This is a genomic window from Clostridium sp. CAG:265, from assembly GCF_000436575.1.
In the GTDB taxonomy this organism is placed as follows: Bacteria; Bacillota; Clostridia; order Clostridiales; family Clostridiaceae; genus Clostridium; species Clostridium lentum.
Map to the genome: position 1 here is coordinate 1 of NZ_FR886577.1, position 25,715 is coordinate 25,715.

The following is a 25,715-nucleotide window of genomic DNA, read 5'->3' on the forward strand; positions in this document are numbered from 1 at the left end:
GAACCTGAAGTTCCAGAAGTAAAACCTGAAGTAAAACCTGAAACTCCTGAAGTAAAACCTGAAACTCCAGAAGTAAAACCTGAAACTCCAGAAGAGAAGCCTGATACATCAGATAAAAAAGAAATACCAGTTAGTGTAGAATCTTCAGAAAAAAATAATAAGGAAGATGATAAATCAATACCTAAAACAGGAGGAGTTAATTCTCTTGGAATAATAGGACTTGGATCTACTATTTTAACTTTAGGTGGATTATTAACATTCAAAAAGAAGAGGAAAAAATAAATAAAATCATTTATAAATTGATTAAGTAAAGATAGTTTTGCTGATTATATAAATTAGCAAAACTATCTTTTTGTAATTTATAATAAAGAAAAAAAGATAGTTTTCGATAAATATTTTAGAAGAGATTTTAATTATTAATATAGTATAAAGGAGGAAATAATTCTATGAATAAAAAAATTAATAGAATTATTATAGGGATATTTTTATTTTTAGGTGCTTTATATATTGGTGGTTCATTAAGCCAGTATGCAGTTGGAGATAGAAGTAAAGAATTTTTATTATTAATTACTGGGAGTATAATAATAACAAATTTAGTAGCTATTATAGAATATAAGAGAAATAAATTGAGTAAAACTATTCCGTGGATATATTCAATTATATATTGTATTATATACTCAATAACATTATTAACAACCAAAACTGTAGTAACATATGTAATTGCATTTGTTTATATAATCTCTATAATTTTATGTAAAAATGTAAAATTAATAAGATTTATGTGTACATGGTGTTCTATTACAATAGCAATATATGTATATATGTTAATTTCGCAAGGAAATACCAGTGAGTCTATTATAGTAATTGCAAGTGTTATTGGATTTATACCTGTAAGTTTATTTGTAACAAGCAGTTTAAAAACTTCTGAGGAAATTACAGCAAAAATATTAGAGGAAATAAGTAATAAAAATTTACAACAACAACAATTAATAGATGATATGAAAAAAATAGTTGAAATATTATCAGAAAATTTTATATCACTAAATGAAATTATGAATGATTTTAATAATAGCAATGTAGAATTAAATAAATCATTTTTAGAAATAAAATCAAGTTCATCAAAAACTGTATTGGAAATAGAAGAGGAAAGTTCTTTAATAGAAGATATTAAAAATAAAATTGAAGATGCAACTAAAGCAAGTGAAAATGTAGAAGATTATTCAACGGATGCAGATAATGCTATTAATACAGGAATACAAAAGGTTAAAACATTACTAGAAACAAGTAAATTTGTTAATGAGAAAAACAATTTAGTAAATGAATCTATGAAAAATTTAGAAAATAAATTTTCTAATATAGCAAATATAACAGAAATTATATCTAGTATAGCAGAGCAAACCAATCTTTTATCTTTAAATGCATCAATAGAAGCTGCTAGAGTAGGAGAAGTAGGAAAAGGGTTTTCAGTTGTAGCAACAGAAATTAAGAAATTAGCAGAAGAAAGTAAGACTAATGCAGAAAATATAGAGCGTATCTTAGCAGAATTAAAGAATGAAACTCAGGTATCAGTTATGCAAGTTGAAAATTTATTAAAAGAAAGTATAAAACAACAAGAGTTGGTTTATGACACAAATGATGCATTTAACAAAATTCAAGATAATATGAATACTGTTAAAGGTGAAATAAATGTAGTAACCAATATGATGAGATTGGTATTAAATAATAGTGAAAAAGTATGTGATAGTATTTCAAATATTTCTATATTATCAAAAGAAACTATGGATAATTCAGAGTATACTGCTTCAATATCTAATAAAAATTCAGAAAAGTTAGAAGAAGTTAAAGAAATTTTTATGTCTCTAGAAAAGACTGTTAATGAAATAGAAAAATATATTTAGAATTAATAAAAGAAGCTTCCAATAAGTAATTATAGGGAGTTTCTTTTTTTAATTTAAATAAGGTTATGGTACTTAAGAGTATTGAAAATCTCATCTTTATCAAAAATAATTTAATTTTTGCAATTAAAGAGTCAATAGATAATATAATGAATAAATAGCAATAACAATGGAGGAACATATGGTACAACTAATGTTATGTTGTGGTTTGATACTTCTTATATGTATTACTTCTAGTAAGGTTTTATACAAGTTTGGAGTGCCTCTTCTTTTGATTTTTATATTTTTAGGCATGATATTTGGAATAATAGGAATTGACTTTAGTGACTTTCAACTAACTGGAGAAATTGCATCAATAGCTTTAGTTTTTATAATGTTTTATGGTGGTTTTGGAACTAATTGGAGTATGGCTAGACCAAAGGCAGTACCTTCTATTTTAATGTCTACTTTAGGAACTATCATAACTTTTTTTATTACAGGATTGTTTGTATATTTAATATTTAAAATATCTTTATTAGAATCTTTACTTATAGGTGCAGTGGTGAGTTCCACCGATGCAGCATCAGTTTTTACTATACTTAGATCACAAAAATTAAATTTGGAAGGTTCTTTAGCATCGCTTTTGGAAGTAGAAAGTGGTAGTAATGATCCAGTAGCTTATATGTTAACTTTGATTATTCTTACTATAATGGGGAACGGTACAGTAATGCAGCTTATACCAATGATAGTAAGTCAGATAGTTTTTGGAATTATTGTAGGAGCTGTGATAGCAATAGCTTCTATATATTTAATTAGGCATGCAAATTTTGAAATAGAAAGCTTTTACATTATTTTTATCATAGCTATAGCTATAATTTCATATTCATTGAGTGAATGGATGGGAGGGAATGGATATTTAAGTGTTTACATCAGTGGAATAATTATTGGTAATAGTAAGATACCTCATAAGAAGACTTTGGTACACTTTTTAGATGGTGTATCTTGGATTATGCAAATAATATTATTTTTTATTTTAGGACTTTTATCAAGTCCCATAGAACTACCTAAAGTAATAGGAAAGTCAGTGGTGATTTCTCTTGTTATAATTTTTATAGCAAGGCCAATATCAGTTTTTTTAGTGCTTAGAAGGTTTGAGTTTAATACTAGGGAAAAGCTATTTATATCATGGGTAGGTCTTAGAGGTGCAGCATCTATAGTTTTTTCCATATTTGCTTTAAATTATGAGGTTAATATAAATAATGATATATATCATATTATATTTTTTATTGCTTTGATGTCTGTTGGAGTTCAAGGAACTTTGATACCTATAATAGCAAGGCGTTTAGAACTTTTAGATAATAACAAACCTGTATTAAAGACATTTAATGATTATGTTGAAGAGAAAAATACAAAGGTTATGGAATTAAAAGTTGATGTGGGCTGTAATCTTATAAATAAAAGTATAATTGATGCTAATATTCCAGAAGAAATACTTATAGCTATGATAAAAAGAGAAGGTGAAATAATAATTCCTAAAGGATCTTCTATAATAAAGGAAGGCGATGTATTGGTGGCAGTTGGTAATTGTTTAGATGAGGACTTTTATAAAGTTATAAAGGCTAAATAGTAAATTTTTAAATAAAACAAAAAAAGAAGTTCAAAATTGAACTTCTTTTTGGTGCTGAAGACCGGAATCGAACCGGTACGGTATCGCTACCGCAGGATTTTAAGTCCTGTGCGTCTGCCTGTTCCGCCACTTCAGCAAGAACAATGTCAGTATAATATAAAAAGCTTATATGGTCAACACTTTTTTACAAAATAGTTATAAAAATTATTTATAGTATAAGTTTATATTATAATTTAATATGATAAAATTAATAAATAAAGTAAATAAGTAAAAGGGTGGTGATTAAAAGTATGAATATTATTTTTGAAGTTTTAAATAAATACTATGGATATACTTCATTTAAAGAAGGACAGTATGAAATAATAAGCAATATATTAAAAGGTAGAGATAGTTTTTGTATATTACCTACTGGGGGAGGAAAATCAATTTGTTATCAGATACCTGCAATGATATTTAAAGGAATAACAATAGTAGTATCACCACTTATATCATTGATGAAGGATCAGGTGGACAGTTTAAATGAAAATGGTATTGTAGCAGAGTATATTAATAGTACTCAAAGCTTAAATGATATAAATGACATAATAAAAAAATGTTATGAAGGAAAAGTTAAATTATTATACATAGCACCTGAAAGATTAGAAAATGATTTTTTTAAAAGAAAATTAAAAAATCTTAATATAAGTCAAATAGCTATAGATGAAGCTCATTGTGTATCAATGTGGGGACATGATTTTAGAAAAAGTTATAGAGAAATAGCACAGTTTATTAATGAATTTGATAAAAGACCAGTAATAACAGCATTTACTGCTACAGCTACAGAGGTGGTGAGAAAAGATGTGCTTGAATTATTAGGGCTTAGCAATCCTTATATTTATATTGGTGGTTTTGATAGGGAAAATTTAAATATACACTTATATATAGAAGAAGATAAGCTAGAATTTGTTAAAGATATAATTAGAGAAGAAGATAGCTCAGGAATAATATATTGTGTAACAAGAAAAGAAGTAGAAGGGCTCTATAATTACCTAAAAGATTTAGGCTATATAGTAGGAAAATATCATGGCGGTCTTAAAGATGAAGAAAAAGAATATTATCAAGAAGAATTTCTTAAGGAAAATATCAATTTAATGATAGCTACTAATGCATTTGGTATGGGAATTGATAAATCAAATGTAAGGTATGTTATACATTTTACCATGCCAAAGAATATAGAAAGTTATTATCAGGAAATAGGAAGAGCCGGACGTGATGGAGAAAATGCCAATTGCTATCTTTTATATAATAGAAGTGATGTGCGTACTTTAGAATATCTTATATATACGACATCGTCTTTAAATAGGAAAGAAATAGAGATAAGAAAGTTACAAGAAATGATAAATTTATGTGAAAGCAAAGGGTGCTTAAGGTATTTTATCTTAAACTATTTTGGTGAAAAAAATGCAAGGAATTATTGCAATAGCTGTAGCAATTGTTTAAAAGATGAAGAAATTCGTGATTATACCATAGAAGCACAAAAAATATTATCTTGTGTATATAGAAGCAGAGAAAAATATGGAATTGCTGTGTTGGTAGATGTTTTAAGAGGGATGACAGGACCTAAGATAGTTAATGATAAATTAAATCAATTGACCACTTATGGAATAATGAAAGAGTACAGTAGCAGATTTATTAAGGATATAATAAAGACATTGATAGATTTTGGTTATGTGGATTTAAAAGAAGGTACATATTCTATGCTTAAGCTAAATAAGAAGTCATTGAAAATATTAAAATCTGAAATGAAGGTTTTATTTAAGCTAAATGAAAGCGAAGAAGAAGTAATGTTAAATAAAGATTTATTTAATGTGTTAAGGAATTGGAGAAAGGATAAAGCTCTTAAAGAAGGAATTAAACCATATATAATATTTTCAGATGCTACTTTAATTCAAATAAGTAATATATTACCTAAGAATAAGGAAGAGCTTCTTGGTATAAGAGGAATGGGAGAAAAGAAATATGAAAAATTTGGAGAGGAACTATTAGATATAATAAATAATTATAAGTAGAAATCCATGTATGGCTCGCAACTAATATAGGTTGTGAGCCAATATTATAATATTACAAAAATTTTATATTAAATGTTTTTAATACTGTTGAAATAGGATTGAAAATACTATAGGAGGTGCTACTAGTAACGATATTATATATTTTGACACTAAAATCATTATTGGTCATAATATTACTCCTTATCATTTGTTAAAGAAAATAGCATAATATATACTACTAGGTTATTTTTAAAATTTGATATTAAATGAATAAATAATGGCATAAAAGGAAATAGTGGTAATTATAGAAAATAATATTAAGGAGGTAGTATGTTTAAAAAATTTTTAATAGGTATATTATTACTATGCATTAATCTTGTAGGTTGCTTAGAAAGTAAAGCAGTTAATTCTAACAATGTAGAGGAAAGCTATAAAAGTGAGAAATTAATAGAACTTTATGTACCAGATGATAATATTTCAAAATGGGTAGTTGAAGAGAAAAATGTAGATATTTCAGAATTAAAAAATGTTATTACAGCATTAAAAGATACTGAAAAATGTTGTATACCAAAAGAAACAGAAGTTAATTCAATAAAAATAGAGAATAAAATAGCATATGTAGATTTAAGCAAGGATTTTGATGATAGTCAAACAGGCTCTTCTGCAGCTGTTAAAGTAAAAATATATTCAATTGTAAATACATTATGTTTAAATGAATGTTTTAATGTGGATGGTGTAAAATTCCTTATTGATGGGAAGGAAGTGGAAACCATAGGTCCAATGGATGTAAGCCTTATAAAAACACCAAAACTAGAGCTTTAAAAAATAAATAAGATAGTAGAAGCTAATTGTTACTACTATCTTATTTATTTTTTAATTAAACGCTGTTTGATTTTATTGATAAATAATAATTGGTGCAGGTTAAATCAAAGTAAGCATTTATCCATAAATAAGCCCATGGTTTGGCTACGTTTATATTTTATTTAATCTAAAAAGATAAAAAGAGTAATATATTACGTTTGGTAATTAATATATTAAAGTAAAGGGGGGAGTGCTTATGAACTTCAAAGAATTTATTGTAACAGATAGAGAAAGTAGAAATAAAGAAAAATTTGAAGGTACATTTATAGATTACTTAGAACTTGTGAAGGCTAATCCAGATATTGCACAGCTTTCTCATAAGAGATTATATGAAAGGATTATGAGTGAAGGTGTTGAGGTACTAAAGGGGGATGAGAATCCTAAAATAAGAAAAATCTATGGAAATGAAACTATAAAGAGATATGGATTTTTTAAAGATGATTTCTTTGGTATTGATAAAGTATTAATGAAATTGGTAAATTATCTTCATTCTGCATCAATGAAAGGTGAAGAGGCAAGGCAAGTATTATATTTAGTAGGACCTGTTGGTGCTGGTAAATCATCTTTGGTTGAAGCATTAAAATTAGCTTTAGTAAGCTGTGATCCTATTTATTCTATAAAAGGCTGTCCAATGCATGAAGAACCTTTACATCTTGTTCCTAATCATCTAAGAGGAAAATTTAATGAAATGTTAGGCACACAAATTGAAGGAGATTTATGCCCAGTATGTAAATATAGGCTTATTCATGAATTTAATGGGGAATATGAAAATGTTCCTGTTGAAAGAAAGAATTTTTCTATAAGATCAAGAAAAGGAATAGGTGTAGTGCCTCCAGTTGATCCTAATAATCAAGATACATCTATTTTAACAGGATCAATTGATATATCTAAGATGGATATGTATCCTGAAGACGATCCAAGGATATTCTCATTAAATGGTGCATTTAATGTAGGTAACAGAGGGTTGGTAGAATTTATTGAAGTGTTTAAAAATGATGTTGAATACTTACACACTATAATAACAGCTACTCAAGAAAAATCAATTCCATCACCAGGAAAAGGTTCAATGATTTATTTTGATGGACTTATTGTAGCTCACTCAAATGAAGCAGAATGGGAAAAGTTTAAATCAGATCATACTAATGAAGCTATATTAGATAGAATTGTAAAGATTGAAGTTCCATATTGCTTAGAGCTTGATGAAGAAGTGAAGATATATGAAAAGATATTGAAGAGAAGTAATTTTAAAGCTCATATAGCTCCACATACCATAGAAATAGCAGCAATGTTTGCTATACTTTCAAGATTATCTCCTTCAGCTAAAGTAGATCCTATGACAAAGTTAAAACTTTATAATGGTGAGGATATTGTGGAAAAAGGAACTACTAAGAGGATAGATATACAGGAATTAAGAGAAGAAGCTGGAAGTTATGAAGGTATGAAAGGTATCAGTACTAGATTTATTGTAAAAGCAATAGATAATGCCTTATCTATTTCAGAATATGATTGTATAAATCCATTAAGCATAATGGAGAGCATTATTAAATCTATTAAAGAGATGGATGCTTCAGCAGAAGATAAAAAGAGATATTTAGGATTTATTCAAGACACTATTAGAAAAGAATATAATAAGGTATTGGAAAAGGAAATAACAAAGGCCTTTATACATTCATTTAGAGAACAAGCTGAAAGCCTATTTAATAATTATATAGATAATGCAGAAGCATTTGTAAATAAGACTAAGATAAAGGATAGTTCAACAGGAGAAGAATTAAATCCAGATGAAGACTTCATGAGAAATATAGAAGAACAAATAGGTGTATCTGAAGCATCTAGCAAGGGATTTAGAGCAGATGTTACATCTTATATGTTCTACTTAGTAAGAAATGGCATGAAAATAGATTATACTTCATATGAACCATTAAAAGAAGCCATTGAAAAGAAGCTTATGGCATCAGTAAAAGATTTGTCTAGAATAATAACTAAGACAAGAGTAAGAGATAAGGAGCAAAATGAAAAGTATGATGCTATGGTTGAAGAAATGAAGAACAATGGATATTGTCTACACTGTTGTGACGTCATATTAAAATATGCAGCAAACAATTTGTGGAAGGATTGATAAAGATGGCTATCTTTCGAGATAATAGTGAAAATCCAGTAGAACACGATAGAAGCATTGAAGATAGAAGACGTCATAGACAATTAGTTGAAAAATCTATCAAAGAAAATTTAGGTGATATCCTTTCTGAAGAAAGTATTGTAGGGGAAACGAAAAATAAAAAATTTAAGATTCCTATTAGAGGGATAAAGGAATATCAATTTGTATTTGGAAACAACAATAAAGGTGTTGCTACTGGTACAGGAGAAGAAAAAAGAGGAGACAAGATAGGTTCGGCAGAAAGTATTGGAAAAAAAGGTAAGAAAGGTGCTGGAAACAGTGAAGGTGATGATGTTTATGAAACTGAAATCACTTTGGAAGAATTAATGGACTATATAGTGGAAGACTTGGAGCTTCCAAATTTAGATAGAAAGAAATATTCACAGATTCTTTCTGAAAGCGCCAGCAGAAAAAGAGGATATGCAAGACATGGTATTAATCCAAGACTTGCTAAAAAGAAGACTGTTATAGCTAAAACAGCTAGAAAGCAAGGTAAAAAGAGAGCTTTAGCAGAAGCAGGCTTAGAGCAGGATATAGATAGATTTCCTTTTAGAGAAGATGACCTTAGATATTATAGAGTAAAAATGAAACCAAAGAAAGAAAGCAATGCTGTGATGATATTTATCATGGATGTATCAGGCTCTATGGATAGTACTAAGAAATATCTAGCAAGATCATTTTTCTTTGTATTATCTAGGTTTATAAAGAGAAAATATAATAATATAGCTTTTGAATTTGTATCTCATACAACAATAGCCAAGCTGGTAAATGAATATGAATTTTTCCATAAAGCTGAATCAGGTGGAACATATATATCCAGCGGACTTAATGTAGCTTTAGACTTGATTAAGGAAAAATATCCTCCAGAAATGTGGAATATATATCCTGTATATGCTAGTGATGGTGACAATTGGTCAGAAGATAATGAAAGGGCAATAACAGCACTTAAAGAACTTTGTGAAGTGAGCAATATGGTAGGCTATGCTGAATTGCTTCCTTCAACCTATTCAACTACAATGTACTATAGGTTTAGTAAAGAAGTAACCAATAAAAATTTCATTTCTGTGGTGGTAAAAGAAAAGAAAAATTTATGGGATGCATTGAAATTGATGTTAAGTAAAGAGCTTAGGGAGGAGTAGCCATGGAATATACAGTGAGAGAATTAGAAAAATGGAATAAGATTATAGAACAAAAGGCTACGGAGCTTGGACTTGATTATTATCCTCAAGAATTTGAGATAATAGGATTTAATGAAATGATAGGGTATGAAGCTTATGTTGGTATGCCTTCTAGATATCCTCACTGGAGTTATGGTAAGGCATATGAAAAGAATAAGACTTTATATTCATTTAATTTAACAGGTCTACCTTATGAAATGGTTATAAACTCAGATCCATGTTTAGGTTATTTAATGAGGGAAAATACCTTGTTATTACAAATATTGACCATGGCTCATGTGTATGGTCACAATGATTTTTTTAAGAATAATAGACTATTTAGAGAAGGGACTAAAGCTTATTATACCATTGAAATGTTTAAGCTTGATGCAGATATAATCAGAGATTATATTAATGATCCTAATATAGGATATGATAAGGTTGAAAAGATTCTTGATGCAGCTCATGCTTTGAGATTTCAAATACCAAGAGTTGTAGGTGTAAAGGAGCTCACTCAGGAACAAATCAAAAAAGCCTTAATTGATGAGTATAATAGCAAAGTGGATAATAAGGGAGCCTTTGATGAAAAAGAGGAAATTATTCTTCCTAACTTGAATAAGATACCTTTAGAGCCTTGTGATGATGTCATGGGCTTTATAATTAAATATTCTTCCCTAGAAGACTGGGAAAAGAATATATTAAAGATAGTTAAGAGAGAAAGCGAATATTTCTTGCCACAAATAGAAACTAAGATAATGAATGAAGGCTGGGCAAGCTATTGGCATTATACTATATTAAATGAGCTTAAATTAGAGTCAGGTTTACACTTTGAGTTTATTAAGCGGCACAATGATGTTATAGCACCTATTTTAGGAGGCTTAAATCCTTACTATATAGGTTTTAGAGTGTTCCAAGACATTGAAAAGCGATATGGACGAGAAAAGATGTTTGAAGTGAGATATTTAGAAAGAGATAATTCTTTTTTAAGAAAATATTTAACACAAGATTTATGTGAGGAATTAAACTTATTCCAATATGCTAAGAAAAATTTTGAATTTGTGGTAGAAGAGGTATCTGATGAAGATGGATGGAAGAGTATAAGAGATACTATATCAGATACTTGTGGAGTAGGGGGAATACCGTATATCAGAATAGTTGATTTTAACAGAAATGATGGTACTCTTACTTTAGAGCATGTATATGATGGACGAGAACTAGAACTATTATATGCAAAAGAAACCATAAAATATCTATTTGATTTATGGGGTCATAAGATAGTTTTAAAAACAAAAACAAAGGAAGGTAGGCAAATAGAATTAACTTGTGATAATGAACGAAAGGTTATAGTAAATTAATAAACAGGCTGTGTCAACGATTTTGATGCAGCCTGTTTATTTATAAAGAAAAAGTAACTAGAAAAATGTATTTGTATCGAAAATAAAAGCAACGAATATTTTATTTAATGAATAATTTTATAAATAATAAGGAGAGAGTTAAATGAAATATAAGGAAATGATGAAGAGTTATTATGGAGAAGTATACAATATATCTGAATTATTAAAGAAGGTAACAGACTCATATAGGCTACTAATTGCTGGAGCAGCAGAACTAAACAATATTCCTGAGGCTAAATCCAGTTATGTTAAAGATGCTGTAAAAAGAGCAGATAAATTAGGAGAAACTATAGATCATTTAATAACTCTTCTTGATAAGTGTGGTGAATCTTATTTTCAATATTGTTCAGTTTTAGGAAATTATATCATGAATAAAAGCACTCAAAAGGATATTTTAACTGAAATAGATGATGAATTGTTATATGATAATTCTTCTAATATAGGACAGGTTAAAAATAGGGAGGATAATTTTGTTAATTTTGATGACGATGATAATTAATTAAAGAGTATATTAAACTAAAAAATAAAAAAGAATTCAGCAATTTGAATTCTTTTTTATTTTAATTATGTTATAAAACTAAAATTTCTTTAATTTTAAATTACTGACCATTAAATATGAACCAATAAGCATCAATATTACTAGCAATGTTGGTGCAATAGTATATTTAAATGATAATAATGCCAAAATAGCTATAAAGCATCCTACAACAGTAATTGGAACGCCTGTAAATACTCCATCAAAGGAAACAGCATTATATCTAGCCAATCTGTATGCACCACATATTGGGAAAAGTAATAAAATAATAATTCCTATGATTCCAAATGGGCCATATGAGTTTAAGTCAAATAATAAAAATACAAGAATTGATGGTGCTACACCAAAGGATACTAGATCTGCTAGAGAATCCAATTCTTTTCCTAAATCACTGCTTACTTGCAGAAAACGAGCGATTCTTCCATCATATCTATCAACTAAAGCAGCTGCAATAATAAAGATACTAGCGAGTCTGTAATTCCCATTATGGGTTTCTATAATTGATAATATTCCAAAAGATAGATTAATAAAGGTAAATATATTAGGAACACAGCTTTTTCTCATTTTAATCACTCCTAAATAATTTCTATGTCAAAATATAATTATAGCACAAAAGTATTCACAATTTAATACTGAAAATATATGTATTATAAAATATAGATTGCAAAAAGCAATATATTTACAAGTTATTTATTTTATAAGTATAGAAATCGTGATATAATTTAAAAATAATGGTAGTAGGAGAGATAGTGTTATGAAAGTAAAGTTTATTTATAATCCATATTCAGGTGAAAATCTTATATTATCAAAATTAGATAAAGTTATAAGTCTTCATCAAGAGGCTGGATATACGGTAGTTCCATATAGAATCACAGCTGGAGAAGATGTAGGAGTGGCCTTAAGTGATATAAAAGATGGAAATTATAAATACATATTAATAGCTGGTGGAGATGGGACTGTTGATTCAGTTGTTAATGCTATGGCCAAGAGTGGTATATCATTACCAATAGGTATATTACCGGTTGGAACAGCCAATGATTTTTCTAAGTTTTTAGGGATGTCTTCTGATGTAGAAGAAGCATGTAAACAGATATTATCTTCAGAAGTCAAATCAGTAGATTTAGGAAGTATTAATGATAAGTATTTTGTAAATGTTGCTAGTACAGGATTATTTACTGATGTTTCTCAAAAGACAGATGTAAATTTAAAAAATACTATAGGTAAATTAGCATATTATCTAAAAGGGTTAGAAGAGTTACCTAATTTTAGAAAGCTTCATGTAAATATTTCATCAAAAGAAGTAGAGTTTGAAGGCGAAATGTATTTATTATTAGTATTCAATGGGGCTACGGCAGGGAATTTTAATCTGGCTATGAGAGCAGATGCTTGTGATGGTTTATTGGATATAATAATGTTTAAGGCTGTGCAGATATATGAGCTTTTACCTTTATTTATTAAGGTTCTTAAAGGTGAACACTTAGATTCAAATAAGGTGTTATATTTTAAGACAGATTATTTAAAGGTTGAATGTCATGAAGATATAGTTACTGATATTGATGGAGAAAAGGGACCAGATTTCCCATTAGAAATTAAATGTATAAAAGGTGGACTGAAAATTTTAGGTGTTAAGTAATTATATGTAGAATAAAATATAAAAAAAAATAATAGTTATAAATAACAGTAATTATGGAAGGAAATAAATGTGAAGGCTTTTTATTATTTATGTCTTTTGTTATTTATAATTACTATAATATTTTATTTAATTATGAAAGCAAGAAAAAGATGTCCAGTTAAGGTTAGGAAATACTATATTATTACTTTAACTATTTTATTACTGAGAAACATTACGTTACTATTGTTATCTTTAATTGAAAAGCAGGAAATAATGTATTTTTTAAAGCCCATGTCAATGATGGATATAATTACAATTCCGTTATTATCAATGGGGGCATTATATATATTTTTAAGAAATGAAAGGATGAGGTTTGATTATAATTTTATCTTGATGATATCAATGATAGGAATATATTGTTTCTTGATATCCTTTTATAGATTAAAGAGCTATATTGATGCTGAATTTGGCTACGTAGTTATTTTTAAAGATACGATGATTCCAAGCCTTATATATTTAATTGTTATGGCCATGGTTACAGTTATATCCTTAATAAATATAGATAAGCCATACAGTAATACTTTAGGTATGAAGCTTTTGACTTTTTCAACTGTAGTATTTGTTATAGAGTATATATTGTTCTTAGGGGGAATAAAGATATTTCCTTATCCTTTTATTGGTGAAATTAGTTTATTGATAGTGGTATTGCAATCTATAGATACTTTTAATTAGTTTAACCATTAGGAAGAATTTTTCATAAGTAAAAAGGAAAAAATAGTTGCCTTTTAAAACTAGTGTAATATAATATAAGTATATGAAAATGCCCTTTTATGGGCTTTTTTGATGTGTATAAAAATGAGTTTTTAAATAATGGTGGTGAATTTAAATGGAGGGTGTCCCTCAGAGGAATAATTTTAGAAAATTGAATAGGGATTATTAGAGGGAATGCTATTTATTAAATAAGCTCCTCTGATAATATAGGAGGAAGCTTTATGAAGAAAATGTCAGTATTTTTATTTACAAATATTTTAGGTAAAAAAATATATGATGAATTTGATGATGTTTTAGGTGAGTTAAAGGATATCTATGTAACTACAGATGAAGGATATCCAAGAGTAATAGGCTATAAAGTTAAGAAGGATGGGTCTACTTTTCACTATGAATTTAGAAACATTAATTTTTATGCTTCTGATAATAAGGTAAAGATACTTACTAGAGGAAGTAAAGAAATTTTACCTAGAACGTACTCATATCTATTATCTGAAAATCTATTAGATAAGAAAATAGTAGATATAAATGGAAAGCAAGTGGTAAGAGTTGATGATTTAAGGCTTGCTGAAATTGCAGGAGAATATAGGGTAATAGCTGTTGAAACAGGACCATTAGCTAAATTTAGAAGAATGGGATGCCAAGGCGTAGGAAAATTTATTTATAAAGTTATCAATAAAGATTATGAAGATAGAGTTCTTATGTGGGATGATGTTGAATCATTGGAAATGATAAACAATAATTTAAAGATAGCTGTTCCTTATAAGAAATTATCAACGCTGCATCCAGCAGATTTAGCAGATATTTTAGAAGAGCTTGATGATAGTTCAAGAAAGCTTGTATTTGAATCATTGGATGAAGACCTTGCAGCAGATACTTTAGAAGAAATTGAACCAGAGTATAAAGGGAGCATAATTAAAGATCTTAGTGAAGAAAAGGCTGCAGAAGTTCTTGAAAATATGCCTAATGATGAAATAGCTGATATCTTAGATGATTTAGATGATGATGAAAGAGAAAAGATATTAGTTAACTTAGAAACTGAAGATGCCAAGGAAGTTAAAGAACTTTTACAATATGAAGATGAAACTGTAGGAAGTATTATGAGTAAAGATTTTATATCTTTTAATTTAGATATAACTATAGGTGAAATAATAGAAATATTAAGAGAAACAGAATATGAAGATGATGAATTTAATAGTATATTCATCAAAGATGAAAAAGAAGAAGTCATAGGAGTTGTTTCATTAAAGGATTTAATTTTAACTAAACCTGAAACAAAGGTTAAGGAAATTATGAATGAAAAGACTAACGCTTTAAGATATGACTTAGATATAGATGAGGCAATAGAAAAATGTGCAAAATATGATTTAATGTCTATTCCGGTGGTAGATGAACATGAAGTGCTTATAGGTGTTGTGAATACTCATGATTTAATTGATGAGATATTATATCCTATTTGGAAGAGAAAAAATAAATAGATTTCATTGACATTTAAAAGCAAAGTCATATAATAATATATAAAGGATAGTTAAATAGTCGGAATTAAAACGATGAAAAAGAAAAGTAGTATAGATGATGGTTTAAGAGAGAAGAGGGGGCTGGAATCTCTTCACCTATAGTTTATATGAAGTGCACTTTGGAGTTTAAATCTGAAATATAAGTAAGATTCTACGGTAATCGTCCGTTATAGCGAAAGGGTATTATTTGTACCTGTATTTGAGTTGGAATTTATTGATTTAAAATTCAATTAGAGTGGAACCGCGATTATTACTTCGTCTCTAAGTTTAGAGACGAAGTTTTTTATATTTAAAGGAGGAAATAGTATGATTTATAACAATGTTTTGGAACTAGTAGGAAAGACACCAGTGCTAAAGTTAAATAATTTCAATGTAGAAAATGCAGCGGAAGTGTTTGTGAAATTAGAAAAGTATAATCCAGGCGGTAGTGTTAAAGATAGAGCAGCACTTGGTATGATTGAAGCTGCAGAAAGAGATGGGTTGTTAAAAGAAGGATCAGTAATAGTGGAACCTACAAGTGGTAATACTGGTATAGCATTAGCTATGATTGGTAAGTTGAAAGGGTATAAGGTGATAATAGTTATGCCAGATACAATGAGCAAGGAAAGAAGAGATTTAATAAGTGCTTATGGTGCTGAGTTAGTTCTTACTGAAGGCATAAGGGGAATGAAGGGTGCCATTGAAAAAGCAGAAGAAATGGTAGAAAAGTACGGATACTTTATGCCACAGCAATTTGAGAATTTTGCTAATTCATTAAAGCATTATGAAACAACAGCAAATGAAATATATGAAGATATAAAGGATTTAGATGTATTTGTAGCAGGTGTAGGAACAGGCGGAACTGTATCAGGTATAGCAAAGAGATTAAAAGAGCTAAATCCGCATATAAAAGTAGTGGCTGTAGAGCCAAAAAGTTCACCGGTTATATCAGGAGGGAATCCAGGAGCTCATAAAATACAGGGTATTGGAGCGGGATTTATACCGGGGATTTATGAAGGGAAATATATCGATGAAGTGATGACTGTTGATGATAATGACGCCATAAGAACTGCTGTAGAGTTTGCAGAAAAAGAAAGTGTTCTAATTGGTATATCATCAGGGGCAGCAGTATATGCAGCTATGGAAATAGCTAAGAGAGAAGGTGAAGGCAAGAAGGTATTAGCCATTGCTCCAGATGGAGGAGAAAAATATATATCAATGGGAATATACGGATAAGTAAAAAATAAGCAGCATATACTTCTAAAAAGGAGAATGAGAAGAAATGTTTGATAATTTAAAGTATGATTTAAACAGGATTATGGAAAATGATCCTGCTGCTAGAAGTAAGATAGAAGTTTTTTTAGTATATCCTTCGGTTCATGCATTAATTGCTTATAGAATTGCACATTTTTTGTATAATAAAAAACTATTTTTACTAGCTAGAATAGTATCTCAATTGTCAAGGTTTTTTACAGGGATTGAAATACATCCTGGTGCAACTATTGGAAAAGGTCTTTTTATAGATCATGGAATGGGTGTTGTTATTGGGGAAACCACAGAGATTGGTGATGATGTAACTTTATATCATGGAGTTACTTTAGGTGGTACTGGTAAAGATAAAGGTAAGAGGCATCCAACGGTGGGAAATAAAGTTGTAATAGGTGCAGGAGCTAAAGTATTAGGACCTATCAATATAGGAGATAATAGTAAGGTAGGCTCTAATTCAGTGGTTTTAAAAGATGTTCCGGCAGGTGCTACAGCAGTAGGCGTTCCAGCTAGAAATATTGTAAAGGCTAGTGAAAGTCAGGCAATTATAGATATAAGCCAGCGTAAGGGAATAAAAAGAAAAATATATAATTTATGGTGATTTAGCGTGATAAAGGATAAAATCATAGGATACTGTAATTCTTTAGGTTTAGATACGCTGGGGTTTATACCATGTAGGCGATTTGAAGAATTGGTAGAATTCTATAAGTATAGAAAAGAAAATAATTTAGAAAATGAATTTGAAGAAAAAGAAATTGAAAAGAGAATAAATCCTAAGGTTTATATGGAAGATGGGAAAACTATAATATCTATAGCTTTCCCTTATTATCATGAAGATGTCAATGAAAATAATAATGGATTTTCTATATATACTAAAAGAGGAGATTATCATAGAGTAGTAAAAGAGTATTTAGAGAAAATATGTACTTACATAAATTCTTTAGGATGGGAAGCAATATCTTTTGTTGATAGTAATTATTTACCTGAAAGATATATAGCATATTTAGCTGGTGTAGGTTTTATTGGTAGAAATAATATGATAATCACTGAAAAATATGGTTCATATGTATTTTTAGGAGAAATAATAACTAATGCAAAAATAGAATGCAATGAAGTTAGAAGCTTTCAAGATATAAGGCAATTTGATGAATGTAGTAAATGTGATATATGTATAAAAGAATGTCCTACAAAATCAATAAATAAAAATAGAATTAATCCTAATATATGTCTTTCATACATTACTCAGAAAAAAGATATAAATGATAAGGAAATTAAGCTTTTGAAAGGAAATGTATTTGGTTGTGATTTTTGTCAACTTAAATGTCCATATAACGAAGGTGTAAAAATTAATGTATTAGAAGAGTTTAATACATTAGAGTATATGAATGAAGATACATATATGTTTGCTAATATGGATAATAAAATATTTAAAGAAAAGATAGCTAAAACTTCTTGTGGCTGGCGAGGAAAGAATGTTATAAGAAGAAATGCTATAATTAAAATGCACAATGAAAATTATGATATTGAAGAGTTTAAGGGGCCATCTCCGTATATAAATAATTATATTGAAATTTTAAAGAAGAAATAATTGGAGTGATTAATGATGAAACAAAGGACAAAATTTATATTAGAAAAGCTTAAGGAAATGTATCCAGATGCAAAATGTGAATTGAATTATGAAACACCTTTTCAGTTATTGGTGGCAACAATATTATCAGCACAAACTACTGATAAAAAAGTAAATGAAGTAACAGAGACATTATTTAAAAAATATCCAGATGTTGATACATTTCTTACCATGTCTATTAATGAACTAGAAAATCATATAAAACAAATTGGTTTATATAGAAATAAGGCAAAGAATTTAATGATTATGTGTAACCAACTTAAAGATAAATATAATGGAGAAGTACCAGATACTATGGTAGAACTGGTGACATTGGCTGGTGCTGGCAGAAAGACTGCTAATGTAGTGCTATCTAATGCTTTTAATGTGCCATCTATTGCAGTGGATACACATGTTTTTAGAGTATCCAATAGGCTTGCACTAGCAGATTCAGATGATGTTTTAGAAGTGGAAAAACAACTACAAAAAGAGCTTCCTAAAAAGGAGTGGAGTCTTACACATCATTTACTTATTTTTCATGGTAGAAGATGTTGCACAGCTAGAAATCCTAAATGTGACGAATGTCCATTTACATCTAGATGTAGATATTATAAAGAAAATAAAAAGAAATTAAAATAAATATAAAACTCTATATTTTTATGTAGTAGAGTTTTATATTTATGTAAACTTCTAATTAGATATAGATAATGATATAATTAGTTAAGTGCGTTAATGAAATATATGCATTGTTTAACTTTATAATATGGAGGTAGTTTTGATGAAAGTTGGAGTAATCATGGGAGGAATATCCTCAGAAAGAGAAATTTCTTTAAAAAGTGGAAAATCAATTATTGAAAATATAGATAAAAATAAATATGAGGTAATACCAGTTGTTATTGATGAAAAGGTAGATATAATAAATAAAGTAAAGGATTTAGATTTTGCTTTATTAGCATTACATGGTAAGTTTGGTGAAGATGGAACAGTTCAATCAGTATTACAGACTTTAGATATACCATATTCAGGATGTGGACCATTAACTTCTGCTTTATGTATGGATAAAGATTTGACAAAGACAGTTTTAGAGGCTAATGGTATAAGAACTGCAAGATGGCTTAATGTAAAATCAGTAGAGGAAATAGATTATGAGGCAATAGAAAATATTGGTTATCCAGTATTTATAAAGCCAACTAATGGTGGTTCAAGTGTTGCTACTTTTAAGATATATGATAAAGAAAAGGTACAAGAAGCTGTAGAAGAGGGATTAAAGTGGGATACAGAAGTTATGATAGAAGAGTTTATTGATGGAAATGAAATTACTTGTCCAGTATTTGATAATAAACTATTTCCGGTTATAGCAATAAAGCCAAAAAGTGATTTTTTTGATTATACACAAAAATACTCAGAGAATGGAGCAGATGAAGTGCTTGTGGAACTTGAAGAAGATTTATATAAAGAAGTTAAAGAAATGGCATTAAAAACTTATAAAGCACTTAAGTGTGAAGTTTATTCAAGGATAGATATGATAGTTAATAAAGAAGGAACTCCTTATATATTAGAAGTTAATACACTTCCAGGAATGACTGCTGCAAGTCTTTTCCCTAAAAGTGCAAAGGGAGAAGGATATAGCTTTTCAGAGTTCTTAGATTTAATAATAGAAACATCTTTAAAGGTAAATAGAGCGGTTTAGAATGTTAAGAAGATTGGTGAGTTAAGATGTTAAGGAAGCAATTACATTAAATAGTGTAACTGCTTCTTTTTTAATAGCAGAAGATTGAGGTACGTTTTAAATTCACTAATAAAAGATTTTTATTACCAAATAGGAAACTATTTTGAAAAATATTAATAAGCTATAAAGTAAGGAAATTTTATGTACGGAGGAGCTATGCAAAATAGAACTGATAAAAGTCTTTTTGGTATAGATATAAATGAGTATACTCAGGGAGTAGATTTTGCAGTTTTGGCAAGGACGGTAGATTTTTTATATCTAAGATCATCAGGATCAGCTTCAGGGAGATTTAGAACTGATAGAAAGTTTATTGATTTTGCTTCTAAGGCAAGAAATTATGGTATTCCTGTAGGAGCATATCATTTTGCAGTGCCTAGCTATGATTTGAATACAGCAGATGCTCAATGCGATGGTTTTATTAATGTATTGCAACAAGGATTTGGTGATGGTGATTATGGAGATTTATTTCCAGTAGTAGATGTAGAAACACCTACAGATAAATCTATTTCTACTACAGCTTTAATTAATTGGATTGATAGATTTAGGAAGAGATTTGAAAAGTCCACTAGAAGAAGACTTATGCTTTATACAGGAGTATTTTTTGTACAGTTATATAATAATTTTTATATTGAAGGCAGAGGATATCCTCTAAAAAATATGCCTCTTTGGATAGCTTTATATACTGCTATATCTGGAAATCCTAAAGTACCGCCAGATGTAGGAGGATGGACAAGGTGGAGAATATGGCAATATAGTGAAAGTGCAACAGTTGCAGGTATAAGCAATAAAGTAGATGCAAACTGGGGGCCTAACAACATAGACTTATTAACACCACCAGATGTGGTTAAAGGCTTACAAGCCAGCAGACAAGGTAATGTAATAAATATAAGCTGGATTCAAAATGCAGACTTTGATTTGCTTGGTTACAATATATTTGCCAATGGTTATTGGATAGGAACAGTAGATGCAAATGATACTAGTTTTTCAATTGGAATAAATGAGTTACCATTCACAGTAAAGGGAAATATTTCTATAGCTATAGAAGCATTTGATCAAGATGGTGAAGTTTCTGTAAAAAGAGCCACTGTTAAAGTATAATTATATAATAAAAGCCATCTGTTTCAGGTGGTTTTTATGCTGTTTTGAATATAACAATAAAATCAAGTATATTTTACATTTGCATTGAATTCACATAACACATGGAAAGTTTTCATTGTTGTTTTAGACAAAATAATATACTATAATAGTAAAAGTACTATAAAAATACATTTTTTATAGTATTTCGTATTATTGAAAGATGGGGGAGGTATATTGTTTGCAAGAGAATAATATAGAATCTAAAGATCAAAGTAAATTCAGTGAGTTTATAACTGATAAAAGGAAAATTATAATTTGTACTGCTTCCGTATTAGTAATAATTTTAGCTGCAACTATTGGGTATATATTTAGTATAAAAACTAAAGTTGCTTCTTGGGATAATAGGATTTATTCAGGAGTAAGCATATATGGTGTGGATTTATCAGGACAGACTGCTGAAGAAGCTAAGACAACTTTAGAATCACAATTAATGACGCAAATTAATAATAAAGTAATAGATGTTATGGTAGGAGAGCAGAATTTTCAATTAAGCTATAATGACATAGATTCATCAATAGATGTTGATGGTATTGTTAAGGAAGCATTAGCTTATGGAAAAGGTGAAGGGTTATTTGAAAAAAATTCAATGATTAAAAATGGAGTAAATCATCAAATGAAAACAGTATTAGTTTATGATGAAAGTAAAATTATTGAATTTGCCAATGAAATAAATAATTCAGTAAAGATTGAACCAAAGGATGCTACTATAAATATCAGTGCAGGTGCTATATCAATTTCTAATGAAACTGTTGGAAAGAAGATAGATGTGGATGCATTAGTTAATAAAATAAAAGAAAGTATTTCTCCAGATAATTTTGCAGGAAAAGCTATTGTTATTGAACTTGAGGAAAATGTACCAAGGGTTACATCAGCAGAATTACAAAAAATTAATGGTGTAGTATCAAGTTTTTCAGGTAGTTATGTGAATAATGCAACTGGCAGAGTTAACAATATGAAGATAGCTACAAATTCAGTTAATGGAACGCTTTTAATGCCAGGTGAAGAATTTAGTTATAATAAAGCAATAGGAAAAACTACACCAGAAAATGGTTATCAACAAGCTGGAGCTTATGTAGCTGGTGAAGTAGTACAAGAATATGGTGGTGGAGTATGTAATATTTCTACTATACTATATAGAGCTGCCATGAGAGCTAATTTAAAATCTTCATTAAGATATAACCATTCAATGATGGTAAGTTATGCAGAGCCAAGCTTAGATGCAACTGTTTATGAAGGAGAGATAGACTACAGATTTGTTAATACATATGATTTCCCTATATATATTGAAGGATATATGACTTCTAATACTATAGTATTTAATATCTATGGAAATAAAGAAAGTTTTGGAAACAACACTTATGAGTTAGTAAATGAAGTTATAGAAAAGCTAGATTATACTACAGAATATGTTAATGATAATACACTTGCAGAGGGAAGTAGAGTTACAACTGTAAATGGTATGGCTGGATATAGATCAAAAGCATATTTAGTTACATATTCAAATGGTGTTGAAGTGTCAAGAGAGTTTATTTCATCAGATTATTATGCACCAATGAATACTGTGGTAAAAGTAGGAACTAAAAAAGCAACTACTACAGAAAATTAAAATAATTAATTATACAAAAAATCGTTGTAAGTTTAATACATACAGCGATTTTTTATTTTGGTGAGTTTTTTGCACCATTTTTTCTTTGTTGTTAATAAGGACTTAAATAGAGAAATTATAAATTTAATTAAAATTAACATTCTGTAAAATGCTTTGACTAATAAATAATCATATAGTATTATAAAATTTATAGATAGATACATACATATATTAAAGTAAGAGACTTTCATTTTACTTTTTGGAGGGTGAATTCATTGAATTTAAATATAGTTTTATATAAACCAGAAATACCACAAAATACTGGGAATATTGCTAGAACTTGTGTTTTAACGGATTCTGTTTTACATTTAATAAAGCCTTTAGGATTTAGCATAGATGACAAGGCAGTTAAAAGATCTGGATTAGATTACTGGAAAGACTTAAAGCTTGAAGTGCATGAATCTTATGAAGATTTTATGGCTAAGTATGGAGAACAAAGAATATTTCTAGCTACAACTCATGGAGGAAAATTCTATAATGAAGAAAGTTATAAGCCAGGAGATTTTATTATGTTCGGAAAAGAATCAAGTGGGGTTCCAGAAGAAGTGCATAATGCGCATAAAGGTATACGAATACCAATGATAAAGACTAGTACAAGAAGCTTAAATTTATCCAATACAGTGTGTACAATAGCTTATGAAGCATTAAGACAAATGGATTTTCCAAATATGAAATAAGAAATGGGGGTACTGTTCATGGAAAAAATTAAAATTATAACAGATAGTACTTTAGATTTACCGGCAGAACTTATAAGAGAAAAAGACATTGAAGTGTTACCGTTATTAATAAACTTTGGAGAAGAAAGTTATTTAGATGGTATAGAAATTACCACGAAGGAAATGATTGATAAAATTGATGCTACAGGCGTTTTACCTACAACAGCTCAAGTAACTCCTAATAGATTTGAAGAAAGTTTTAAAAAGTATTTAGATGAAGGGTATAAAATAGTAGCCTTAACATTATCTTCAGACATGAGTGGAACATATCAATCAGCATGTATAGCAAAAGATATGTTAGAAAGTGATGATATTATTGTAATTGATTCTAGAAATGTTACATCAGGATTAGGATTATTAGTATTAAAAGCTTGTGAACTTAGAGATAAAGGTTTAGGAATAAAAGAAATTGAAGAGGGAATTCTTAAAGCAATACCTAAGGTTAAGTGTTCATTAAATTTTGAGTCATTAGAAAACCTTGTAAGAGGTGGAAGACTATCAAAAACTGCAGGAACAATAGGTAGTGTGTTAGGCTTAAGACTAATTTTAGAAATAAAAGATGGTAAAATGTCTGTTAAAGATAAGGTTAGAGGAAGTAAAAAGGCTTTAAAGAAATTAGTATCAGATTTTGAAAGTGCTGATGTTGATTTTGACTCGCCAATAGTATTATTAGAACTTTTAAATGAAGATGTATACCAAGGGTTAAAGATATACTTCCAAGAAAAAAATATAAATTATATAGATGCTAAAGTAGGGTGTACAGTAGGTATTCACTCTGGAATTAAGCCTTGTGGAATATTTTTCTTTGAAAAATAAAAAAAAGCCATGAGGCTTTTTTTATACTGTTAGAAAATACATTACATATATCTAGAATAACCGTGGCAAAATATAGAGGGTAAATGGGGATTAGCCTTCTAATAAAAGAAAGAAGAAGTTAGATAATAAAAAAATATATAAAATTTTACTATAAAGGGTTTAAAAATTCTAAATTCTGTTTTATAATAATATATGCGGGACACAAAAAGTTATAAGTGGGACGCTTTAAGACCAAAAGGAGGGCTAAAAGTGCAGGAAATATTATCAGTTCAGAAAAAGATAGTTCCTGAATTGGTTGATATCTTAGAAAAAAGATACAATATTTTAAAGACTATATATTTCAACCAGCCAATTGGTAGAAGGGTTTTAGCATCAGAACTTTCATTAGGTGAAAGAATTGTGCGTACTGAGATTAACTTTTTAAAAGAGCAGGATTTAATTGAGATAAATACTCTGGGAATGACTGTTACTGAAGAGGGTATCAGAGTAGTAGAACAATTAAACGATTTTATGCATGAGATAAAAGGATTAAACGACGTTGAGGAATTTATTAAAATATCTTTAGGATTAAAAGATGTAATAATTGTTCCGGGAGACGTGGAAAGTAATCCGTATGTATTAAAAGAATTAGGAAAAGCTGCTTCTAATTATGTAAAAGATATTATTAAAGATGATAGTATAATAGCTATTACAGGTGGAAGTACAGTTAAGGAATTAGTTGAAGCTTTCCCTAAAATAAATAATGTCTCCAATGTTCTTGTTTTGCCTGCAAGAGGAGGAATGGGAAGAAAAGTTGAAAGCCAAGCTAATACTTTGGCAGCTGCCTTAGCACAAAAAGTTAATGGGAGTTATAAATTGCTTCATATTCCGGAAAATGTTAGTTTAGAAGTCTTAGATGGGCTTTTAAAAGAAAAGCAAATCAAAGATGTTATAGATTGCATTCATAAAGCAGATATACTTATATATGGTATAGGAAATGCTATTCATATGGCAGGGAAAAGAGGAGCTTCTGAAGAATTTATTGAAGAGCTTAAAAAAAATGGCGCAGTAGGCGAAGCGTATGGATGTTATTTTGATAAAAATTCAAAAGTTGTATCTGAAAATACTACCATTGGTATAAAAATAAATGATGCAAAAAAAATTAATACACATATTGCTGTAGCAGCTGGAAAAAATAAAGTAGAAGCTATAATAGCAGCTGAAATGAATGATAGTAATGCAGTTCTAGTAACTGATGAAGCAGCAGCAAATAAGATAGTGGAACTGATGAAAGCTCAAAATTAATGTTGTT

At 28.9% G+C, this 25,715-nt stretch carries 23 protein-coding genes, 1 tRNA gene and 1 other annotated feature; of the genes, 22 read left to right on the plus strand and 2 right to left on the minus strand.

Annotated features, from left to right (window positions below; genetic code table 11):
- The 3 genes from Q5O29_RS00200 to Q5O29_RS00210 form a co-directional block, all read left to right on the plus strand.
- The coding region (locus tag Q5O29_RS00200) for an LPXTG cell wall anchor domain-containing protein (protein ID WP_302631502.1) at positions 1–282 on the plus strand (282 nt) is incomplete at its 5' end.
- A gap of 164 nt (positions 283–446) precedes the next feature.
- Positions 447–1,898 (plus strand): methyl-accepting chemotaxis protein, encoded by a 1,452-nt coding sequence (locus Q5O29_RS00205; RefSeq protein ID WP_022211014.1) that lies wholly within the window; start codon positions 447–449, stop codon positions 1,896–1,898.
- Positions 1,899–2,076: 178 nt separating this feature from the next.
- Positions 2,077–3,501 carry a potassium/proton antiporter gene (locus Q5O29_RS00210; RefSeq protein ID WP_022211015.1) on the plus strand — a complete coding sequence of 475 codons (1,425 nt, stop codon included), beginning with the start codon at positions 2,077–2,079 and terminating at the stop codon, positions 3,499–3,501.
- 49 nt (positions 3,502–3,550) lie between these two features.
- Here the strand turns inward: Q5O29_RS00210 and Q5O29_RS00215 are convergent.
- A tRNA-Leu gene (locus tag Q5O29_RS00215) sits at positions 3,551–3,637 on the minus strand.
- Positions 3,638–3,782: 145 nt separating this feature from the next.
- Here Q5O29_RS00215 and recQ point away from each other — a divergent pair.
- The 6 genes from recQ (at position 3,783) to Q5O29_RS00245 (ending at position 11,597) form a co-directional block, all read left to right on the plus strand.
- Complete coding sequence (recQ, locus tag Q5O29_RS00220; protein ID WP_370545588.1) at positions 3,783–5,549, plus strand: DNA helicase RecQ; 1,767 nt, start codon at positions 3,783–3,785, stop codon at positions 5,547–5,549.
- A gap of 309 nt (positions 5,550–5,858) precedes the next feature.
- Positions 5,859–6,350 carry a GerMN domain-containing protein gene (locus Q5O29_RS00225; RefSeq protein WP_022211017.1) on the plus strand — a complete coding sequence of 164 codons (492 nt, stop codon included), beginning with the start codon at positions 5,859–5,861 and terminating at the stop codon, positions 6,348–6,350.
- A gap of 235 nt (positions 6,351–6,585) precedes the next feature.
- Complete coding sequence (locus Q5O29_RS00230; protein WP_022211018.1) at positions 6,586–8,508, plus strand: PrkA family serine protein kinase; 1,923 nt, start codon at positions 6,586–6,588, stop codon at positions 8,506–8,508.
- A 5-nt stretch (positions 8,509–8,513) separates the two neighbouring features.
- On the plus strand, positions 8,514–9,686 hold the full coding sequence (gene yhbH / locus Q5O29_RS00235) for a sporulation protein YhbH (RefSeq protein ID WP_022211019.1): 1,173 nt from the start codon (positions 8,514–8,516) through the stop codon (positions 9,684–9,686).
- Between the two features lie 2 nt (positions 9,687–9,688).
- Entirely contained in the window at positions 9,689–11,059 is a 1,371-nt protein-coding gene (locus Q5O29_RS00240) for a SpoVR family protein (RefSeq protein WP_022211020.1), read from the plus strand.
- Between the two features lie 142 nt (positions 11,060–11,201).
- Positions 11,202–11,597: a hypothetical protein gene (locus Q5O29_RS00245; protein ID WP_022211021.1), complete on the plus strand. Its 396-nt coding sequence runs from the start codon at positions 11,202–11,204 to the stop codon at positions 11,595–11,597.
- Between the two features lie 78 nt (positions 11,598–11,675).
- Here Q5O29_RS00245 and pssA read toward each other — a convergent pair whose 3' ends face one another.
- Positions 11,676–12,197, minus strand: a complete 522-nt coding sequence (gene pssA / locus Q5O29_RS00250) for a CDP-diacylglycerol--serine O-phosphatidyltransferase (RefSeq protein ID WP_022211022.1) — start codon at positions 12,195–12,197, stop codon at positions 11,676–11,678.
- Between the two features lie 190 nt (positions 12,198–12,387).
- On the opposite strand from pssA, the gene Q5O29_RS00255 reads away from it, so the two are divergent.
- The 13 genes from Q5O29_RS00255 (at position 12,388) to Q5O29_RS00315 (ending at position 25,708) form a co-directional block, all read left to right on the plus strand.
- On the plus strand, positions 12,388–13,266 hold the full coding sequence (locus Q5O29_RS00255; RefSeq protein WP_022211023.1) for a YegS/Rv2252/BmrU family lipid kinase: 879 nt from the start codon (positions 12,388–12,390) through the stop codon (positions 13,264–13,266).
- Between the two features lie 252 nt (positions 13,267–13,518).
- Positions 13,519–13,977: a hypothetical protein gene (locus tag Q5O29_RS00260; RefSeq protein ID WP_186835714.1), complete on the plus strand. Its 459-nt coding sequence runs from the start codon at positions 13,519–13,521 to the stop codon at positions 13,975–13,977.
- Positions 13,978–14,237: 260 nt separating this feature from the next.
- Positions 14,238–15,491, plus strand: coding sequence for a magnesium transporter MgtE N-terminal domain-containing protein (locus Q5O29_RS00265; RefSeq protein ID WP_022211025.1), 1,254 nt, complete (start codon positions 14,238–14,240; stop codon positions 15,489–15,491).
- Between the two features lie 63 nt (positions 15,492–15,554).
- Positions 15,555–15,796: a binding site (T-box leader), on the plus strand.
- 40 nt (positions 15,797–15,836) lie between these two features.
- On the plus strand, positions 15,837–16,745 hold the full coding sequence (gene cysK, locus Q5O29_RS00270) for a cysteine synthase A (protein ID WP_022211026.1): 909 nt from the start codon (positions 15,837–15,839) through the stop codon (positions 16,743–16,745).
- A 46-nt stretch (positions 16,746–16,791) separates the two neighbouring features.
- Positions 16,792–17,376: a serine O-acetyltransferase EpsC gene (epsC, locus tag Q5O29_RS00275; RefSeq protein ID WP_022211027.1), complete on the plus strand. Its 585-nt coding sequence runs from the start codon at positions 16,792–16,794 to the stop codon at positions 17,374–17,376.
- Positions 17,377–17,385: 9 nt separating this feature from the next.
- A complete protein-coding gene (gene queG / locus Q5O29_RS00280) occupies positions 17,386–18,363 on the plus strand; it encodes a tRNA epoxyqueuosine(34) reductase QueG (RefSeq protein ID WP_368073579.1) in 978 nt (325 codons plus the stop codon).
- A gap of 15 nt (positions 18,364–18,378) precedes the next feature.
- Entirely contained in the window at positions 18,379–19,020 is a 642-nt protein-coding gene (gene nth, locus Q5O29_RS00285; RefSeq protein ID WP_302631505.1) for an endonuclease III, read from the plus strand.
- A 139-nt stretch (positions 19,021–19,159) separates the two neighbouring features.
- Complete coding sequence (locus Q5O29_RS00290) at positions 19,160–20,071, plus strand: D-alanine--D-alanine ligase (protein ID WP_022211030.1); 912 nt, start codon at positions 19,160–19,162, stop codon at positions 20,069–20,071.
- A 195-nt stretch (positions 20,072–20,266) separates the two neighbouring features.
- Positions 20,267–21,208: a glycoside hydrolase family 25 protein gene (locus Q5O29_RS00295; RefSeq protein ID WP_022211031.1), complete on the plus strand. Its 942-nt coding sequence runs from the start codon at positions 20,267–20,269 to the stop codon at positions 21,206–21,208.
- 217 nt (positions 21,209–21,425) lie between these two features.
- On the plus strand, positions 21,426–22,853 hold the full coding sequence (locus Q5O29_RS00300) for a VanW family protein (protein ID WP_022211032.1): 1,428 nt from the start codon (positions 21,426–21,428) through the stop codon (positions 22,851–22,853).
- Between the two features lie 254 nt (positions 22,854–23,107).
- Positions 23,108–23,569, plus strand: coding sequence for a tRNA (cytidine(34)-2'-O)-methyltransferase (locus Q5O29_RS00305; protein WP_022211033.1), 462 nt, complete (start codon positions 23,108–23,110; stop codon positions 23,567–23,569).
- 18 nt (positions 23,570–23,587) lie between these two features.
- A complete protein-coding gene (locus Q5O29_RS00310) occupies positions 23,588–24,424 on the plus strand; it encodes a DegV family protein (RefSeq protein ID WP_022211034.1) in 837 nt (278 codons plus the stop codon).
- A 249-nt stretch (positions 24,425–24,673) separates the two neighbouring features.
- Positions 24,674–25,708 (plus strand): sugar-binding transcriptional regulator, encoded by a 1,035-nt coding sequence (locus Q5O29_RS00315; RefSeq protein ID WP_022211035.1) that lies wholly within the window; start codon positions 24,674–24,676, stop codon positions 25,706–25,708.
- The last annotated feature ends 7 nt before the right edge of the window (positions 25,709–25,715 follow it).